This is a genomic window from Bariatricus sp. HCP28S3_F11 (genome assembly GCF_052065395.1).
Classification (GTDB): domain Bacteria; phylum Bacillota; class Clostridia; order Lachnospirales; family Lachnospiraceae; genus Allocoprococcus.
The window spans coordinates 1-13,858 of the sequence record NZ_JBQHUC010000048.1 but is presented as its reverse complement, the minus strand read 5'-3'; the positions used below and the strand labels follow the sequence as shown (position 1 = coordinate 13,858).

Annotated in this window: 14 protein-coding genes and 1 pseudogene; 13 read left to right on the top strand and 2 right to left on the bottom strand. The window is 41.3% G+C overall.

The genetic code is table 11. The features are described from left to right. Nucleotides 1-414 precede the first annotated feature (414 nt). Nucleotides 415-732, bottom strand: a complete 318-nt coding sequence (locus ACTNBR_RS15100) for a helix-turn-helix transcriptional regulator (protein ID WP_235251052.1) — start codon at nucleotides 730-732, stop codon at nucleotides 415-417. 236 nt (nucleotides 733-968) lie between these two features. On the opposite strand from ACTNBR_RS15100, the gene ACTNBR_RS15095 reads away from it, so the two are divergent. From ACTNBR_RS15095 to ACTNBR_RS15055, 9 genes are all read left to right on the top strand, one after another. Beyond that, entirely contained in the window at nucleotides 969-1,163 is a 195-nt protein-coding gene (locus ACTNBR_RS15095) for a 2-ketoisovalerate ferredoxin oxidoreductase (protein ID WP_235251051.1), read from the top strand. A gap of 350 nt (nucleotides 1,164-1,513) precedes the next feature. Then, on the top strand, nucleotides 1,514-2,656 hold the full coding sequence (locus ACTNBR_RS15090) for a transposase (protein WP_235251050.1): 1,143 nt from the start codon (nucleotides 1,514-1,516) through the stop codon (nucleotides 2,654-2,656). Between the two features lie 34 nt (nucleotides 2,657-2,690). Beyond that, nucleotides 2,691-3,734, top strand: a complete 1,044-nt coding sequence (locus tag ACTNBR_RS15085; protein ID WP_427739564.1) for a YqaJ viral recombinase family protein — start codon at nucleotides 2,691-2,693, stop codon at nucleotides 3,732-3,734. 33 nt (nucleotides 3,735-3,767) lie between these two features. Further along, nucleotides 3,768-6,005: an SF1B family DNA helicase RecD2 gene (gene recD2 / locus ACTNBR_RS15080; RefSeq protein WP_235250687.1), complete on the top strand. Its 2,238-nt coding sequence runs from the start codon at nucleotides 3,768-3,770 to the stop codon at nucleotides 6,003-6,005. A 103-nt stretch (nucleotides 6,006-6,108) separates the two neighbouring features. Beyond that, entirely contained in the window at nucleotides 6,109-7,053 is a 945-nt protein-coding gene (locus tag ACTNBR_RS15075; RefSeq protein ID WP_235250686.1) for a hypothetical protein, read from the top strand. A 66-nt stretch (nucleotides 7,054-7,119) separates the two neighbouring features. Then, on the top strand, nucleotides 7,120-8,337 hold the full coding sequence (locus ACTNBR_RS15070; RefSeq protein ID WP_235250685.1) for a CHC2 zinc finger domain-containing protein: 1,218 nt from the start codon (nucleotides 7,120-7,122) through the stop codon (nucleotides 8,335-8,337). A 53-nt stretch (nucleotides 8,338-8,390) separates the two neighbouring features. Further along, the gene (gene srtB / locus ACTNBR_RS15065) at nucleotides 8,391-9,179 is read left to right on the top strand and encodes a class B sortase (protein WP_235250684.1); all 789 of its coding nucleotides are present in this window, start codon (nucleotides 8,391-8,393) and stop codon (nucleotides 9,177-9,179) included. Between the two features lie 111 nt (nucleotides 9,180-9,290). Beyond that, nucleotides 9,291-10,223, top strand: coding sequence for a ParM/StbA family protein (locus ACTNBR_RS15060; RefSeq protein ID WP_235250682.1), 933 nt, complete (start codon nucleotides 9,291-9,293; stop codon nucleotides 10,221-10,223). A 17-nt stretch (nucleotides 10,224-10,240) separates the two neighbouring features. Beyond that, nucleotides 10,241-10,618, top strand: a complete 378-nt coding sequence (locus tag ACTNBR_RS15055) for a hypothetical protein (protein ID WP_235250680.1) — start codon at nucleotides 10,241-10,243, stop codon at nucleotides 10,616-10,618. Between the two features lie 141 nt (nucleotides 10,619-10,759). Here the strand turns inward: ACTNBR_RS15055 and ACTNBR_RS15050 are convergent, their stop codons facing one another. Further along, nucleotides 10,760-11,092 (bottom strand): helix-turn-helix transcriptional regulator, encoded by a 333-nt coding sequence (locus ACTNBR_RS15050; protein ID WP_328284220.1) that lies wholly within the window; start codon nucleotides 11,090-11,092, stop codon nucleotides 10,760-10,762. Nucleotides 11,093-11,506: 414 nt separating this feature from the next. On the opposite strand from ACTNBR_RS15050, the gene ACTNBR_RS15045 reads away from it, so the two are divergent. From ACTNBR_RS15045 to ACTNBR_RS15030, 4 genes and pseudogenes are all read left to right on the top strand, one after another. Then, nucleotides 11,507-11,950 carry a sigma-70 family RNA polymerase sigma factor gene (locus ACTNBR_RS15045; protein WP_235250679.1) on the top strand — a complete coding sequence of 148 codons (444 nt, stop codon included), beginning with the start codon at nucleotides 11,507-11,509 and terminating at the stop codon, nucleotides 11,948-11,950. Beyond that, nucleotides 11,947-12,135, top strand: coding sequence for a helix-turn-helix domain-containing protein (locus tag ACTNBR_RS15040; protein WP_235250678.1), 189 nt, complete (start codon nucleotides 11,947-11,949; stop codon nucleotides 12,133-12,135). Before ACTNBR_RS15045 ends, ACTNBR_RS15040 begins: the two co-directional genes overlap by 4 nt. Before the next feature lie 175 nt (nucleotides 12,136-12,310). Then, nucleotides 12,311-12,636, top strand: a pseudogene (locus ACTNBR_RS15035) (tRNA threonylcarbamoyladenosine dehydratase); the annotation flags it as partial. A 4-nt stretch (nucleotides 12,637-12,640) separates the two neighbouring features. After that, nucleotides 12,641-13,771, top strand: a complete 1,131-nt coding sequence (locus ACTNBR_RS15030) for an ATP-binding protein (protein WP_235250677.1) — start codon at nucleotides 12,641-12,643, stop codon at nucleotides 13,769-13,771. Nucleotides 13,772-13,858 lie beyond the last annotated feature (87 nt).

The window sequence follows — 13,858 nt, the reverse complement described above, 5'->3', positions numbered from 1 at the left end:
CGTCCGCGACTTGGTACAATAAGAAAGAATCACATTCAGAGCAGTTCTATTTTTTCCAGAACTGCTCTTTTATTATCTGCTCTGAATCTGATACTTTCCTTAAGAATTATATCAAGTTTAGAGTAATTTTACTATTGTAAAATAGCCTGACGAAAAATGGTGTAAATCTCCCAGAAGCCAGTTCCTGCGCCCTTTCCGGCCACGTATAAGGCGTTACTATGTAATCTTAAAGCTGCAGGCACGCAATAAACGCAAGCACTATCTGCAGCACCTATATCAATCTCCTGAGAGGTGTATGTAATTATCAAAGTACAACTTGGGTCTTGCCCATTTACTTAGAAATAGTCATGGAATTTTAAATATTGGAAAAAAAGCAGAAAAAAAGCTGCCATAATACAGGCAGCCGATAAGACATTAAGAATGTTTTTCAGTTAATCGTTTGAGAATAGAGAGGATGGCCAGCATATCGTCTTCGTCCAATTGCTTTAATAATTCATTGGCTTTTTGATACAGAGGCAGATCATGAAGCCTTTCATCAAAGAATTCCTGAGGTGTGATTTCAAAATAGCGGCAAATTTCATAGAACTGGCTCATGGAAGGCAGAGAACGTCCGGAACTGATATTCTGGATGTAACTTTTATTTTTACCAAGATCAAGACTCATCTGGTATTCCGAAATATCTTTTTTTAAGCGCAGTTCGGTAATGCGTTCTGCAATAAATTTTTCATCCATCTGTCACACCTCCATTTTCCTTCATTTTAAACTATTTACGAAAGTGAAATTGCGGATTAAAATAGGTGTATTAAGGATATAAAGAACAATATTATTGATTGTAACCGTAATTTACGGATACAATACATTACATCAAGTAAAATGGTGAGCTTTTGGCGTGTTACAGACGTAAAAAGCAAGATAAAAAATGTGTTGCTTATATGATTTCGGGGTATGATGTAATAGAGGTGAGTCAGATGAAAGTAATCGGAACAGAACAGGAAATCAAATGGATTAAAGAAGCCTTGCAGAATAACTGTGAGGGATGTCCCCTTTCTGCATTGTGTGCAGGAGCTGCTAAGAAAGACAGTGAGCAGTACGGAAAGGTAAAACAAACATGTAAAGAATTCCTGGGTGAGCATATTGTTTTTATCACAGAAAACAATATATAGTATATATAGAATTGACACAAACAATATCTTGTGCTACTATACTGATATAGTTTATTTTTTATGCATTCCCTTGTAGGGAAGTTCTGGGATTGTGCGAATCCCGGAATCAACAGGCAGACAAAAACTTCCTGTCTGGCATAAGCTGTTTATGTTTGTATAAAGTGTCACTATGCGGTGTGTATCGCAGTAGTGATGCTTTTTGTTTTATTAGGTAAAATACCAGAGATTTAGGAATGAATGGAGAAATACTCTTTTCATTCCTTTTTTTTGTTTAATGGCAGATGGAGCAGCCACAATCAGCTTTGAGCTGTTTATGGATAAAACTTATTTTAAGAAAGGTGGAAAGACACATGAATGAAACAAGAATTTTTGCAGATGCGTATCAGACGACGTTTGCAGACCCAAAGGAGATGCTGGAATTTTTGGCACAGAGAGCAAAAGAATCATCCTGGATCCGTAAGCCTACAAGAACACTGCGACTGGTTCCGGCTATTCAGGAAGCGGGTAAAATGAAGGACACAGTAGGAAAGAATTGGGAGGAGATTCTGGAGGATACTGAGAATAATACCCAGCTTGCCTTAAAAATTAAGGGTGAGACCTATCCGGTGCGTACCTGTGCAATCCGGACAATTCTGGATCGGGCAGGAATTTCTGGCTCGGGGCTTAGGAAACTGGAAACAGCAAATTATACGAAGGTAGTGAATTATTGCCTGAAGGTAGCGAAAGGGGATGCTCTGATTAAGATTGCAGATGGAAAAGTATCTGCAGTTCACGGCGGAGATCACCACGATTACAGCATATTGGATATGCGGGCAGTATTTGAAATGACCATGCAGTTTCTGAATACCAATTTTCCGGGAAACAGTTACGTGGAAGGTTCCGGAATGTTCGATCATTCCATTGTTTCCGCAATGTGGGAACTTGGTGGAAATCAGGAACTTCTGGATACTTACAGGGAGGCTTTAAGTGATCATGGCATCAGCGATAATATCATTGCACCCGCTGTAAGGCTTACGACATCAGATGTTGCAGTAAGCGGTGCAAATCTGTATCCGATGCTGACCTGCTCCAGCAGTGGCAGGACGATCAGTCTTGGCAGTCCAATTAAACTGGCGCATACCGGCGGTGCTGATATGACACAGTTTCTGGCAAATTTAAGAATGCTCTGTTCCAGATATCAGGATGCGATTTCAGATATAACAAAATTGATGGATATTGAAATCCGTCATCCGCTGAATTGTATTCGTTTATTGATGAAACGCCTGGGAATCCGAAAAAAATTGATCAATGATGTGGCGGAAATGTTCGAGTTCCAGAAAGGAAACGGACCCTGTACTGCACATGACCTTTATTTTGCAATGAACGAAGCATCGTTTTTTGCAGCCTGTGAAGGGATGCAGGGAGCAGCAATCATTAATCTGGAAGAACAGATTACCCGTGCATTGGCTTTAGACTGGAAAGAGTTTGATGTAGGTGGAGCAATCAAATGGTAAGGTAATAAGAAAAATCAGAAGGAGGGAATAAAGAATGACAGGACTGAATTTGAATTATGAACCGGAGATTGTAGTGGATATCAGTGAACTTACGAGAGAGGAATGGCTTGATTACCGTAAAAAGGGAATTGGCGGCAGCGATGTAGCCGCCATCATGGGAATCTCCCCGTTTGCGACGATCCGGGATCTATATAACAACAAGGTGGGAATACTGCCTGCTATCCCGAAGGAAGAAGAAAGTAACTGGGTTGCAAAGGAAGTCGGACATCGGCTGGAAGATCTTGTAGCAGAGATTTTTGTCAGAAAGACAGGACTGAAGGTATTTCCGGTAAGAAAAATGTTCCGGCATCCCCTGTATCCGTTCATGCTTGCAGATGTGGATTTTTTTATTTTATTTCCCGATGGTACATACGGAATTCTTGAATGTAAGACCTGTAATTACAATGCAAGTAAGAAATGGGATGATGATGCAATTCCGGATAATTATGTGCTCCAGGTCAAACATTATCTGTCGGTCATGAACATGCAGAAAGCTTATATTGCATGTCTGTATGGGAATAATGAAGACGAATTTGTATTCCGCTATCTGGAGCGTGATCTGATGGATGAAGAAGACATCATAGAACAGGAAGTATTCTTCTGGGAGGAATATGTTGAAAAACATGTGGAACCACCGTATAACGGAAAGACAGACCTCATTTTAGATAGTATTCGGAGATCTGTGGGATATGCGGACATTAGTCTCCCGGAAATCGAATTATCATGTCTGGAATCTAAAAATCTTGAAAGATATCTTGCTTTAGCAGAAGAAAAATCCCAAATTGAAAAAAGAAAAAAAGAGATCGAATCGGAGCAGCGTGCGATCAGCGTCCCTTTTGTGGAGCAGTTAGGAGCCAGATGCAAAGCTATTTTAAAGGATGGTACGAATTGTTACCGGATTACGTATAATCCTACAAAACGTACACAGATCGGAAAAGCGCAGATGGAGAAGCTGAAGATTCAGCATCCTGATATTTATGAAGAATATGCGAAGACAACTGAGAGCAGGACATTTCGTATAAAGAAGGAGGCTGCATAATGTTTTCAAATTCAAACTGGAGGGATGTGGAAGATGCGATGCAGATATGTGAATAAGATCTATATGAATGAAGGAAATGGTTTTACTGTGGCACTCTATTGTACCCAGGATACGTCCGTACCATTGTCAGCCAGGGACCGGTATCTGGCATCCCGAAAGATGATTGGGTTTACTGCCGTTGGATACAATTTGCCTCTTACAGATCAGATTGAACTGGAAATGGAAGGATCTTGGGAAAACGGAAGTCATGGTCTACAGTATAAAGTGGAATCCTTTATGGAAATTGTTCCAAGGACGAAAGAAGGAATCATAGGATATTTAGCATCTGGTGCAATAAAAGGCGTCAGACAGAGGACAGCGGAAGCCATCTATCGTCAATTTGGTCTGGATACGCTGGAAGTCATTGAGAAAACACCGGAGAAACTGCTTTCGATTCCAGGAATTTCAGAAAAGAAACTCCGTGGGATTATGGATTCCTTTGGGAAGAACCAGGTGTTTCGGGAGCTGATGACCTTTCTGGCTCCTTACAAAGTGACACCAAAGAAAGTGAATCTGATCCTACAGACATTTAAAGATGAATCCGTGGATATCATCCGGAAACGCCCATATATGTTATGTGCAGTCAAGGGATTTGGATTCCTGACAGTGGATAACATTGGCAGGGCACTCGGAAAGACTCTGAATGATCCCATGCGTATTTCAGGGTGCATCAGTTACGTGCTAAGTGAGGCTATGAAGGAAGGGCATCTTTATCTGGAACAGGAGATTCTAACAGAACAGGTACTGGAAGTGTTGAATAAAGATCTGACTTTTCAGGCAGTGACCGTTCAGGATGTGAGCAATGTACTCTACCGTCTGGTTATGCAGAACAGCATTGTGTTGGATGATGAAAAGGTTTATACCTTCCGCCAGTTTGAAGCAGAGGAGCAGACCGCAGCCATGATAGCAAGGCGGATTCTTTATCCTATGGAATCGCTTGATGTGGAGACTGAACTTGTACAGGCGCAGAAAGTTCTGAGAATTACACTGTCAGAAAAGCAGAAACAGGCGGTCCGGATGGTGTTTGCGAATCCCATCAGCATCATTACAGGAGGTCCGGGTACCGGAAAGACAACTGTTTTAAAGGTGATCCTCTATATCCATGGCATGAAATGTAAGTCTGAAGTGCAGTTAATGGCACCGACCGGCAGAGCTGCAAGACGGATGGCAGAAAGTACGGGTAACCAGAACGCCTCGACCATGCATATGGCAATGGGGCTTCTGGGAGAAGATTATACGGCTGAGTTTGCCTATCTGGAGGCAGGGTTTGTCAATGTGGATGAAACATCCATGGTGGATATGCGGCTGGCTTATGAATTCTTCCAGAGAGTCAAAGGAAATACAAGAATCCTTCTCGTGGGGGATGTGGACCAGCTTCCTTCGGTGGGAGCCGGTGATGTATTTTGTCAGCTTATCCAATGTGGGCTGATACCGGTCACAATGCTTGACCTTGTGTATCGTCAGGGTGCCACAAGCAACATACCAGTGAATGCAAAGCTGATGCAGGAGGGAAAAACCAACCTGATTCTGGGTGATGATTTTGTGTTTGTGCCCTGCAAAGGGACAGAAGAAACTGCAGATACCGTAAAGAGACTCTATCAGGAGGAAGTCATCCGAAATGGTCACGACAAGGTGCAGATCCTGACACCTTTCCGGGTAAGAACTGCAGCTGGTGTGGTGGAACTGAACCGCACACTGGAGGATATCATCAATCCACCAGTCAGTGGAAAGAAGGAACTTGTGATTGGAAAAGACGTATTTCGGGTTGGGGATAAGATCATACAGAATAAAAATACTGCTCTTATCAGCAACGGAGATATGGGAACCATTCTGGATTTTTATGAAGACGAGGAAGGCAACCCCAAGATCAGTATCCAATTTACGGAGAACCGGATGATAGAGTATGAGCTGGAGCAGATGGAAATGATTGAACATGCAAATGCGATTACGGTTCACAAATCACAGGGATCAGAGTGCCCGGTGGTAATAATTCCATGGGTGAAGGCATTCTATGTTATGCTGAAACGCAATATTCTCTATACTGCAGTTACCAGGGCAAAGTCCAAAGTGTATCTGGTCGGGGATTGGAACGCAGTATGTCAGGCGATTCATACTGATGACAGTGGAAAGAGAAATACAGTGCTTGCAGAGAGAATCTGTAGCTATTATGACCAGTATCAAAGCCGGAATAAGCCTGCGCAGGAAATAGAACAGTTAAAACTTGCAGTATGAAAATTTGAAGAAATATTACAATCTCAGAGAAATGCAGACTATTACTCTATGTAGGGTTTTCGTCTGCTTTTATTTTGAACAGAAATCGAAAGGAGCAGAACGAATGAAATCAATCTTATATGACAAATCAGAAGCTGTTGCAGCACTCAACCGGGTGGAAGGATTTAATCCTGTGGAACTTGCAAGAAGACTGGAAAAGGAAGGACAGGAAGACCAGCTGTATCTGGATGTGAAATACCGGAAACTCTGGTTCCGTCTGGTATATCCCATGGGAAAGATTATTAGTATTGTCCGCAGTTTTTCAGAAAATGCAGCTTTGGTGGAAGCGAGAATTTATCTGGATAAGTGTGACGCAGAGGATAACTTTATTGCTAATGCGTTTTCACAGAAATTCCGGTCAGAGGATCCGAATTTTGGAGCGAAATTTCTGGAACTTGCGGAAACGGCTGCTGTCGGACGGGCACTGTCAGATGCCGGGTTTGGACTTCAGTTTGCGGATGTAGGTGAAGAAAATGATCCGGAACAGGTGGATGCCGGGATTCAGATTCCGCAGTCATCTCAAAATTCAGGAACTGTGCAGAGTCCTTATAGCGGGAATCGGGCTGATTATCAATCGACTGAAAATACGTATCAACAGCCTGAAAGGCAGATGACGGGTGGTTCCATTCCGCCGATGCAGCTACAGTCTGGCATGATGGGACAGTTCTTCCAACAGGCACAGGCAAATGGCTCCATCATCGGTCAGCCATCCATGCAAAATACCTATGGCCAGCAGCCGGGAATGAATTCCATGGCGACAGGTACAGTGGGAATTGCGCTAGACGGTTCCCTACCGGTAGAAGAACTTCTGCAGCATATGACTTATGAGCAGGCGGTGCAGGTTGAGATTCCGGGCAAAGGGAAATATGGCGGCAAGACTATGGGCCAGGTGGCAAAAGAAAGTCCGCAAAGTCTGGACTGGTTTGCCAGAAGTTATTCCGGAAATAACAATGCGGTTCCGGCTGCAGCTAAATTTTTGTTAAATAAAGCATTACCAATGGCAGGATAGTGGATTCTGCCTGTTAAGACCCACAGTCAGCTATCTGGCTGCAGGGGAAAGGAGGCTTGAATATGGATGTATGACATGTCAGGGTTTGATTACGATATCCGCGATGTGGTGCGTGTACTGAATCTGCAGGTGCGTCGGAAAAATCCCAGTTCCTATGATGTGGACTGTCCTTTCTGCAACCATAAAACGGGAAAGATGAATGTCAATATCAGGAAAAACGTCTTCCGTTGTAATTATTGCAATGAGCAGGGGGGAATGTTGGATTTATACGCCAAATTATATGGACTCTCCAAGGCAGAAGCAAATCGGCAGATCCGGGAGGCATTAAACCTGGGACAATACCGGGATGATTATAAGATTCCGGAGAAAAAGCCGGAGCCTGAGATTCCCGAAAATAGTGACCGTGCATCGGATGCGGAAATCAACCATACCTATTCCATGCTGCTTTCCTATCTTACGTTATCAGAAAAGCACAGGGAAGACTTGCTGGCGAGAGGGCTTACGGACGAGCAGATCGAGATGCAAAGATATCGGAGCGTTCCTCTCTTTGGATTAAAAAGTCTGACCAGGAAACTACAGGAAAAAGGATGTATGGTAGAGGGAGTGCCGGGATTTTATCAGGATCAGGATGGAAAATGGACGATTCATTTTTCAGCAAAGAATTCCGGATTCCTGATCCCGATTCTTTCCATGGAAGGTCTGATCCAGGGATTTCAGATCCGGCTGGATCATGTGACAGATTCCAGAAAGTATATCTGGTTTTCTAGTGTAAATTACCAATATGGAGTCTCATCTGGCAGCCCGGTTCATGTAATCGGGAATTTGGATGCGAAAGAAGTGTATGTGACAGAAGGCGCTTTAAAAGGAACCATTGCTCATTATCTATCCGGAGCTACGTTCTTATGTATGCCCGGAGTGAACCAACAGCGGAATCTTCGCCCAATTTTGGAGAGCCTTTCCAAAAGAAATCTTCAGCTTGTGTATGAGACTTATGACATGGACAAGAAGATGCCGGTTGTCTGTGATAGACAGTATAGTAAATGCAGCGAATGCACGCAGAGTAACAGGATTGGAGAGTGTCCTTATAAGGTAAAAAAAAGGGAAATCATTCAAAGTGGGTGCAGGAAACTGTACGAACTTTGCAGGGAATGCTCATTACCGGTGAAGCGCATGCTTTGGAATACGGATGAAAACAAAGAATGGCGTGGACAAATCAAAGGAATTGATGATCTATATTATGATTTGTACATAAATCAGACAGATAAAATGTCTCAAAGATTATAGAAACTGGAGGACCGGAGTATTCTGCTCTGGTCTTTCTTGAAAGGAGAAGATTTATGAAAGGCAAAAGAAATGTACCACTACTGTTTATGATGATTGCATCGTTCATTATATTTATATTTGCCGTAGGCAAATTAATAGGAATTTTTCTGGAGTATCAGAAAGGCGATCGTACGTATGAAGAAATTATGGAGTACGTACAGGATCCAGAAACAGATGAGCAGGGTAAAAATGATCCGGATCCAGAAGATGATTCAGGATTTACGTTCCTTCAGGTAGATTTTGAAGGATTAAAGGCTCAGAATCCGGATGTGGTAGCATGGATCCAGATACCGGCACTGGACATTAGTTATCCGGTTGTGCAGGGAAAGGACAATTCTTACTATCTGCATCATATGTTTGATGGGAAGGAAAACAAGAATGGCAGTATCTTTATCGACTATCATAACCAGCCGGAGTTTACGGACAGTAATACGATTGTGTATGGGCATAATATGAAGAATGGAAGTATGTTCGGAACGTTGGACAGATATCAGGAAAAATCGTTATTTGAGAAGTATCCTTGCTTTTATATCTATCTTCCGGACGGCATCTTAGAGTACCGGATCGTATCCAGCTATGCGGGAATGACAGGAAGTGTGGGTTTCACTTACCGATTTCCAGAACTGGAAGATTATCAAGACTTTTTGGAAAAGATTATATCCTACGCTGCCTATGATACAGGAACGGAAGTTACGGATACGGATCATATCGTTACGCTTTCTACCTGTGTCAACTCGGATCGAAATTATCGATACCTGGTGCATGGAAAACTGGAGAGGAACATAAAGATGTATAATGAATGAAGGCATCGGCAGCTATTGCTGGTGCCTTTTCACATTTTTTGAGGGTGTGGTTGCGTTTTACGTAGGTAGTACGTACAGAGTAAGTAGAAAGAAAAAAAGGAGTGATCATTTATGATTAAGAAATTAAGAGTAGCCGTAGATCAGGGCAACCGTAATATGAAGACCTGTAATCATGTATTCACGACAGGACTGACAGAAATGGATAAGAAGCCTGCTAGGGGCGAGGTATATCTGCGGTATCAGGACAAGTATTATACGCTCAGCGAACGCCGTATCCCATATCAAAGGGATAAGACTTCAGACTCCCGATTTTTTGTGCTTACATTATTTGCAATTGCTATGGAATTGGAAGACAAGACACAAATTCAGCCAGATGATGTGATTCAGATTGAACTTCCAATCGGACTTCCGCCAAAGCATTACAAGGAGCTGTATGACAGGTATGAAAAATATTTTAAGGGTGATGGAAAAGTGTTTCAGGTGGAATACTGTGGAAAGGAATATCATCTGTGTATGAAAGATGTGAGGGCTTTTGTGCAGGATTTAGCTGCCATGATGACAAAAATGGATAAGATTGGGGAAGCCCCGAAAGCAGTAGGAATTGATATTGGGGGATTTACAACAGATTATCTGCTATTAAGAAGAGGAAAGCCAGATATGGATTACTGTGATTCATTGGAAAAGGGCATCATTACTATGTGTAATGAGATCATTTCCAAAGTCAACAGTGAATATGACATGCTGCTGGAAGAAATAGATGTGGAAAGTATCATTCGTGGGAAAACAGAGTTTTATGATGAGTATGTAGTCCGGGCGGTTGAGAATATGGTACAGGACTATGTCACAGATCTTCTGAATAGTATTCGTGAACGAGGTGTGGATACGAAATCTGCTTATACCGTTTTCATTGGCGGCGGCTCTATTCTGCTCAGGCGATTTTTAGAGAAATCAGACCGTTTGGGACGTTATCTGTTCATTGATGACCTACGTGCCAATGCAAAAGGGTATGATCTTCTGTATCGTATGTATGAAAGCAGCAAATAGAATGGGAAGTGATTGTTGTGACAAAAAAGAACCCCAATAAATTCACGATTGGATTTAAGAAGAATAATGCTTCCCATCAAAAAGTCGTTGAGATTTTAAATAATACGGAAGATAAGGCGGATTTCATTGCCAGCGCAGTACTTCATTATCTTGGCGAGGGAAAAGAAACTGATTCTTTGAATCCGGACAAGTCTTTCCTACTGCCATTGATTAAAACAATTGTAAAGAAAGAGATTCAAGAAGCAATCTCGGAAAAGAAATATGTCACTGAAGAAAGGGCAGCTCCGGATGAGAAAGTCATGGATCTGTCTGGTTCAGAAGAGGAACCGATTGTTCTTGATGATCATATTATAAGAAATATTTCAAATGCATTGGATGCATTCCGAGGTATATAGAAAAGAAGCAGCCCTTGATTGGGCTGCTTCGAATTTTGTCGAAAAGTTTTTCAATTCATAAGTCATTCATAACTGGCTCATAAGTCGCTCATAAATGGCCATTCTATAATCAAACAATGGTGAAGTGGAGAATGAAAAGAATTACTTTTGTTTTCGGAGACCTTCAAGGAGTCCACGGAGCGTATGTAAAGCCAGTTGTTTTTCTTCATCTGTACAATCATTTAATTCATAAATGATCTGTTCGATATAAGGATCTGCAGGTGGATTGTCGTGGAAGATGACGGAATCAAGCGAAATATTCAAGTATTTGGCTAATAGACTCAGAGTTTCAAGTCTGGGGTTAGCATTATAGTTTTCAATATCGGATATTGTGCGTAGCGAAACGTGCACATTCTCAGCTAGAGTATTCTGTGAAAGATTTCTGCGAAGGCGCTCTTCTTTGACCAGATCTCCGAGCAATTTCTTAACCATCATTTTCATCACCTCACTTAATGCATATATTTTACTCTAGTTCGGCAGTATATGAAATGTGTTATGCTGCGTGAACTAGAGCGATATAATGCGTGAAGTGAATAGAGAATAAGAATGTTATTTGGGAGAAGAGTCTGATTGAGTTACACAGATCGGTATAGACATAGCAAGAATTTATTAAAAAAATCTTATACCAATATGTGGAACACCCTTCTGGTGAGTATGCGGAATATGCGTTAATAACATGTGGTTTAGCACATAAAATAGTATGGATAATATGGAAAGTCGAATTAGGTAATAGCCAATTCGACTTTCTTTTTGTTTGTCGAATATTATCGAACAATGGAATTCGGTGTCGGTCCCCGCCTTCTGGGATTTCAAAAGAAAAATGAAATCAGAATACAGGAGGATAAATAAATGGATGAACATACTTATACTGGTTCGAAAATAAAAAACCAATTTACTGCATACATACTGGCACAGATCCGGGGAACCAGACAAAATTATTTGAGAAAAATGCTGAGGATTAACAGTAATGAAATGCCGGCAGAGAATCTGATAATGGAAGAAAATAGCATTTTGGTAGAAGAGAGTCTGGAGATGGAATATCGTGAAGAACTGTTAATGAGAGAGGTAGATGGGTGCTATCCTGAATGGGACGAGATGAGGGATCAAAAACTTGTCGAGGCATTACTCTTATTGCGCGAGGATGAGAGAAAACTGATCTATCAGCATGTGTTTGAAGAACGGACGTTTGATGATATAAGCCAGATTAATGGTTTGCCACCTTACAAGGTGAAAGGAATTTATTATTATGCAATCCGTAAGATTAGAAAATGGATGGGAGGTGAAAAATCATGAATTTTGAGGAGGTGCTATTTCGAGCACAGATGGGAGATCAGGAGGCAATATTGCAGATACTGGAAATGTTTCGGCCTCTATTAATAAAAAACTCTTTGATTAATGGAAGATTTGATGAGGATTTGTATCAGGAGTTGAGAATTGAAGTACTGAAGTGTATTAGGACATATCACGAATTGGTGTAAAGAGATATTCGTTGAAATGTGCCACATTAACATGATAAACCTATTGACTTGATAGGGATTAGATGGTAATATGCGTGCCATAAAAATGCAAAGGAAAAAGGTCACGATAAAAGCTGTTGTAAGAACTAATACATTCTCTCAGATATGAGTTCAAGCAGACCCAAAAGAAAAATGTTCCGGTAATCAGCTGGATGCAAGTGTATTCTGCATTGCTAATATCTGTCAGACTAGGATGTGTCCTCTGGCAAAGGTCATGAGGCGGGAACTGAAGAAACATGGCATAAGAAAACTGAAAGTCGTGTGTTCTGAGGAAAATCCGAGACGACTGCTGGAGGATATGTCCATTAGCTGCAGAACTCATTTCAACTGTTCATCGGAAGAACAGCATAAATATATCGAGAGAAGAGACCTTTCAGGCAGTGTGGCAGTTGTCCCGATAGTCGTCGGACTGATCCTAGTGGAGAAGTGATAAAAAACCTTGCTAGAAATTATGAGGATTAGAATTATGTGGGAAATTACAGTAGAAGAACTAGAGAAGATAGAATCTAATCAAAGGATTGTTGTAGATATTCGTCCAAATGAGCAGTTTCAAAGGGGAACGTTCCCGGGAGCAGTGAATATCCCGATGGATGAATGGGAAGCACATAAAAAGGAACTGGACGTGACCAAAACCATCTATCTGATCTGTCATACTGGGGACAGAAGTCAGGAATATGTACAAGAACTGGTGAATGAGGGCTATCGTGCAGTTAATGTGGAGGGTGGCTATCGTGCTTACTTGCGTTTGTCTCTATCCAGATTCATGCAGGAGGATTCTCAGAAAGAAAAAGAGAAGAAGAAAGAAGAGATCGAACGCAGCATTATCAAAAAATATCGGCGAACAATCTGGCGGGCTTTTACCAAGGCTTTGAATGAATATCAATTGATTCAGGAAGGGGATCGGGTGGCAGTCTGTATTTCTGGAGGTAAGGATTCCATGCTTCTTGCAAAATTAATACAAGAACTGAAAAAACATGGCGAGATCAATTTTGATGCAACATTCTTGATTATGAATCCTGGATATAATAAAGATAACTGGAAAATAATTCAAGATAATGCAAAACTTCTTGGTATACCGCTTACTGTATTTGAGACAAATATTTTTGATACGGTGGCAACTATTGATAGGAATCCGTGCTATCTTTGCGCAAGGATGCGAAGAGGATATTTGTATTCAAAGGCAAAGGAGCTGGGATGTAATAAGATTGCTCTGGGACACCATTTTGATGATGTAATCGAGACAATCCTGATGGGCATGCTGTACAGTGGAAAGATTGAAACTATGTTGCCAAAACTTCATAGTCAGAATTTTGAAGGAATGGAATTAATACGTCCATTGTACCTCGTGAGGGAAGACGCAATTCAATCCTGGAGGGATTCCAATGGATTATATTTTATTCAATGCGCCTGTCGTTTTACAGAAAATTGTGTAAGTTGCGGAGGCGGAAGAGGATCTAAGAGAGATGAGATGAAGAAACTGATTGCGCAGTTTCGAAAAACCAGTGATGTAATGGATGTTAATATTTTTAATAGTGTAAAGAATATTAATTTGAGGAAAGTAATCGGATACCAGATTGTTATTGACCTCTTAAAATAGCGTAATAATGATTAGCTTGCGTGTCTCTGGATTGTTCTGTATACTGTCATCAGTTTACAGAAAGAAAAAAGTCTCAGAGCACCTTCC

Coding starts and splice junctions, on each gene's coding strand:
- ACTNBR_RS15040 (WP_235250678.1), top strand. CDS start 11,947: ATGAATTTTGAGGAGGTGCTATTTCGAGCACAGATGGGAGATCAGGAG.
- srtB (WP_235250684.1), top strand. CDS start 8,391: ATGAAAGGCAAAAGAAATGTACCACTACTGTTTATGATGATTGCATCG.
- ACTNBR_RS15030 (WP_235250677.1), top strand. CDS start 12,641: ATGTGGGAAATTACAGTAGAAGAACTAGAGAAGATAGAATCTAATCAA.
- ACTNBR_RS15085 (WP_427739564.1), top strand. CDS start 2,691: ATGACAGGACTGAATTTGAATTATGAACCGGAGATTGTAGTGGATATC.
- ACTNBR_RS15095 (WP_235251051.1), top strand. CDS start 969: ATGAAAGTAATCGGAACAGAACAGGAAATCAAATGGATTAAAGAAGCC.
- ACTNBR_RS15060 (WP_235250682.1), top strand. CDS start 9,291: ATGATTAAGAAATTAAGAGTAGCCGTAGATCAGGGCAACCGTAATATG.
- ACTNBR_RS15045 (WP_235250679.1), top strand. CDS start 11,507: ATGGATGAACATACTTATACTGGTTCGAAAATAAAAAACCAATTTACT.
- ACTNBR_RS15070 (WP_235250685.1), top strand. CDS start 7,120: ATGTATGACATGTCAGGGTTTGATTACGATATCCGCGATGTGGTGCGT.
- ACTNBR_RS15075 (WP_235250686.1), top strand. CDS start 6,109: ATGAAATCAATCTTATATGACAAATCAGAAGCTGTTGCAGCACTCAAC.
- ACTNBR_RS15090 (WP_235251050.1), top strand. CDS start 1,514: ATGAATGAAACAAGAATTTTTGCAGATGCGTATCAGACGACGTTTGCA.
- recD2 (WP_235250687.1), top strand. CDS start 3,768: ATGCGATGCAGATATGTGAATAAGATCTATATGAATGAAGGAAATGGT.
- ACTNBR_RS15050 (WP_328284220.1), bottom strand. CDS start 11,092: ATGATGGTTAAGAAATTGCTCGGAGATCTGGTCAAAGAAGAGCGCCTT.
- ACTNBR_RS15100 (WP_235251052.1), bottom strand. CDS start 732: ATGGATGAAAAATTTATTGCAGAACGCATTACCGAACTGCGCTTAAAA.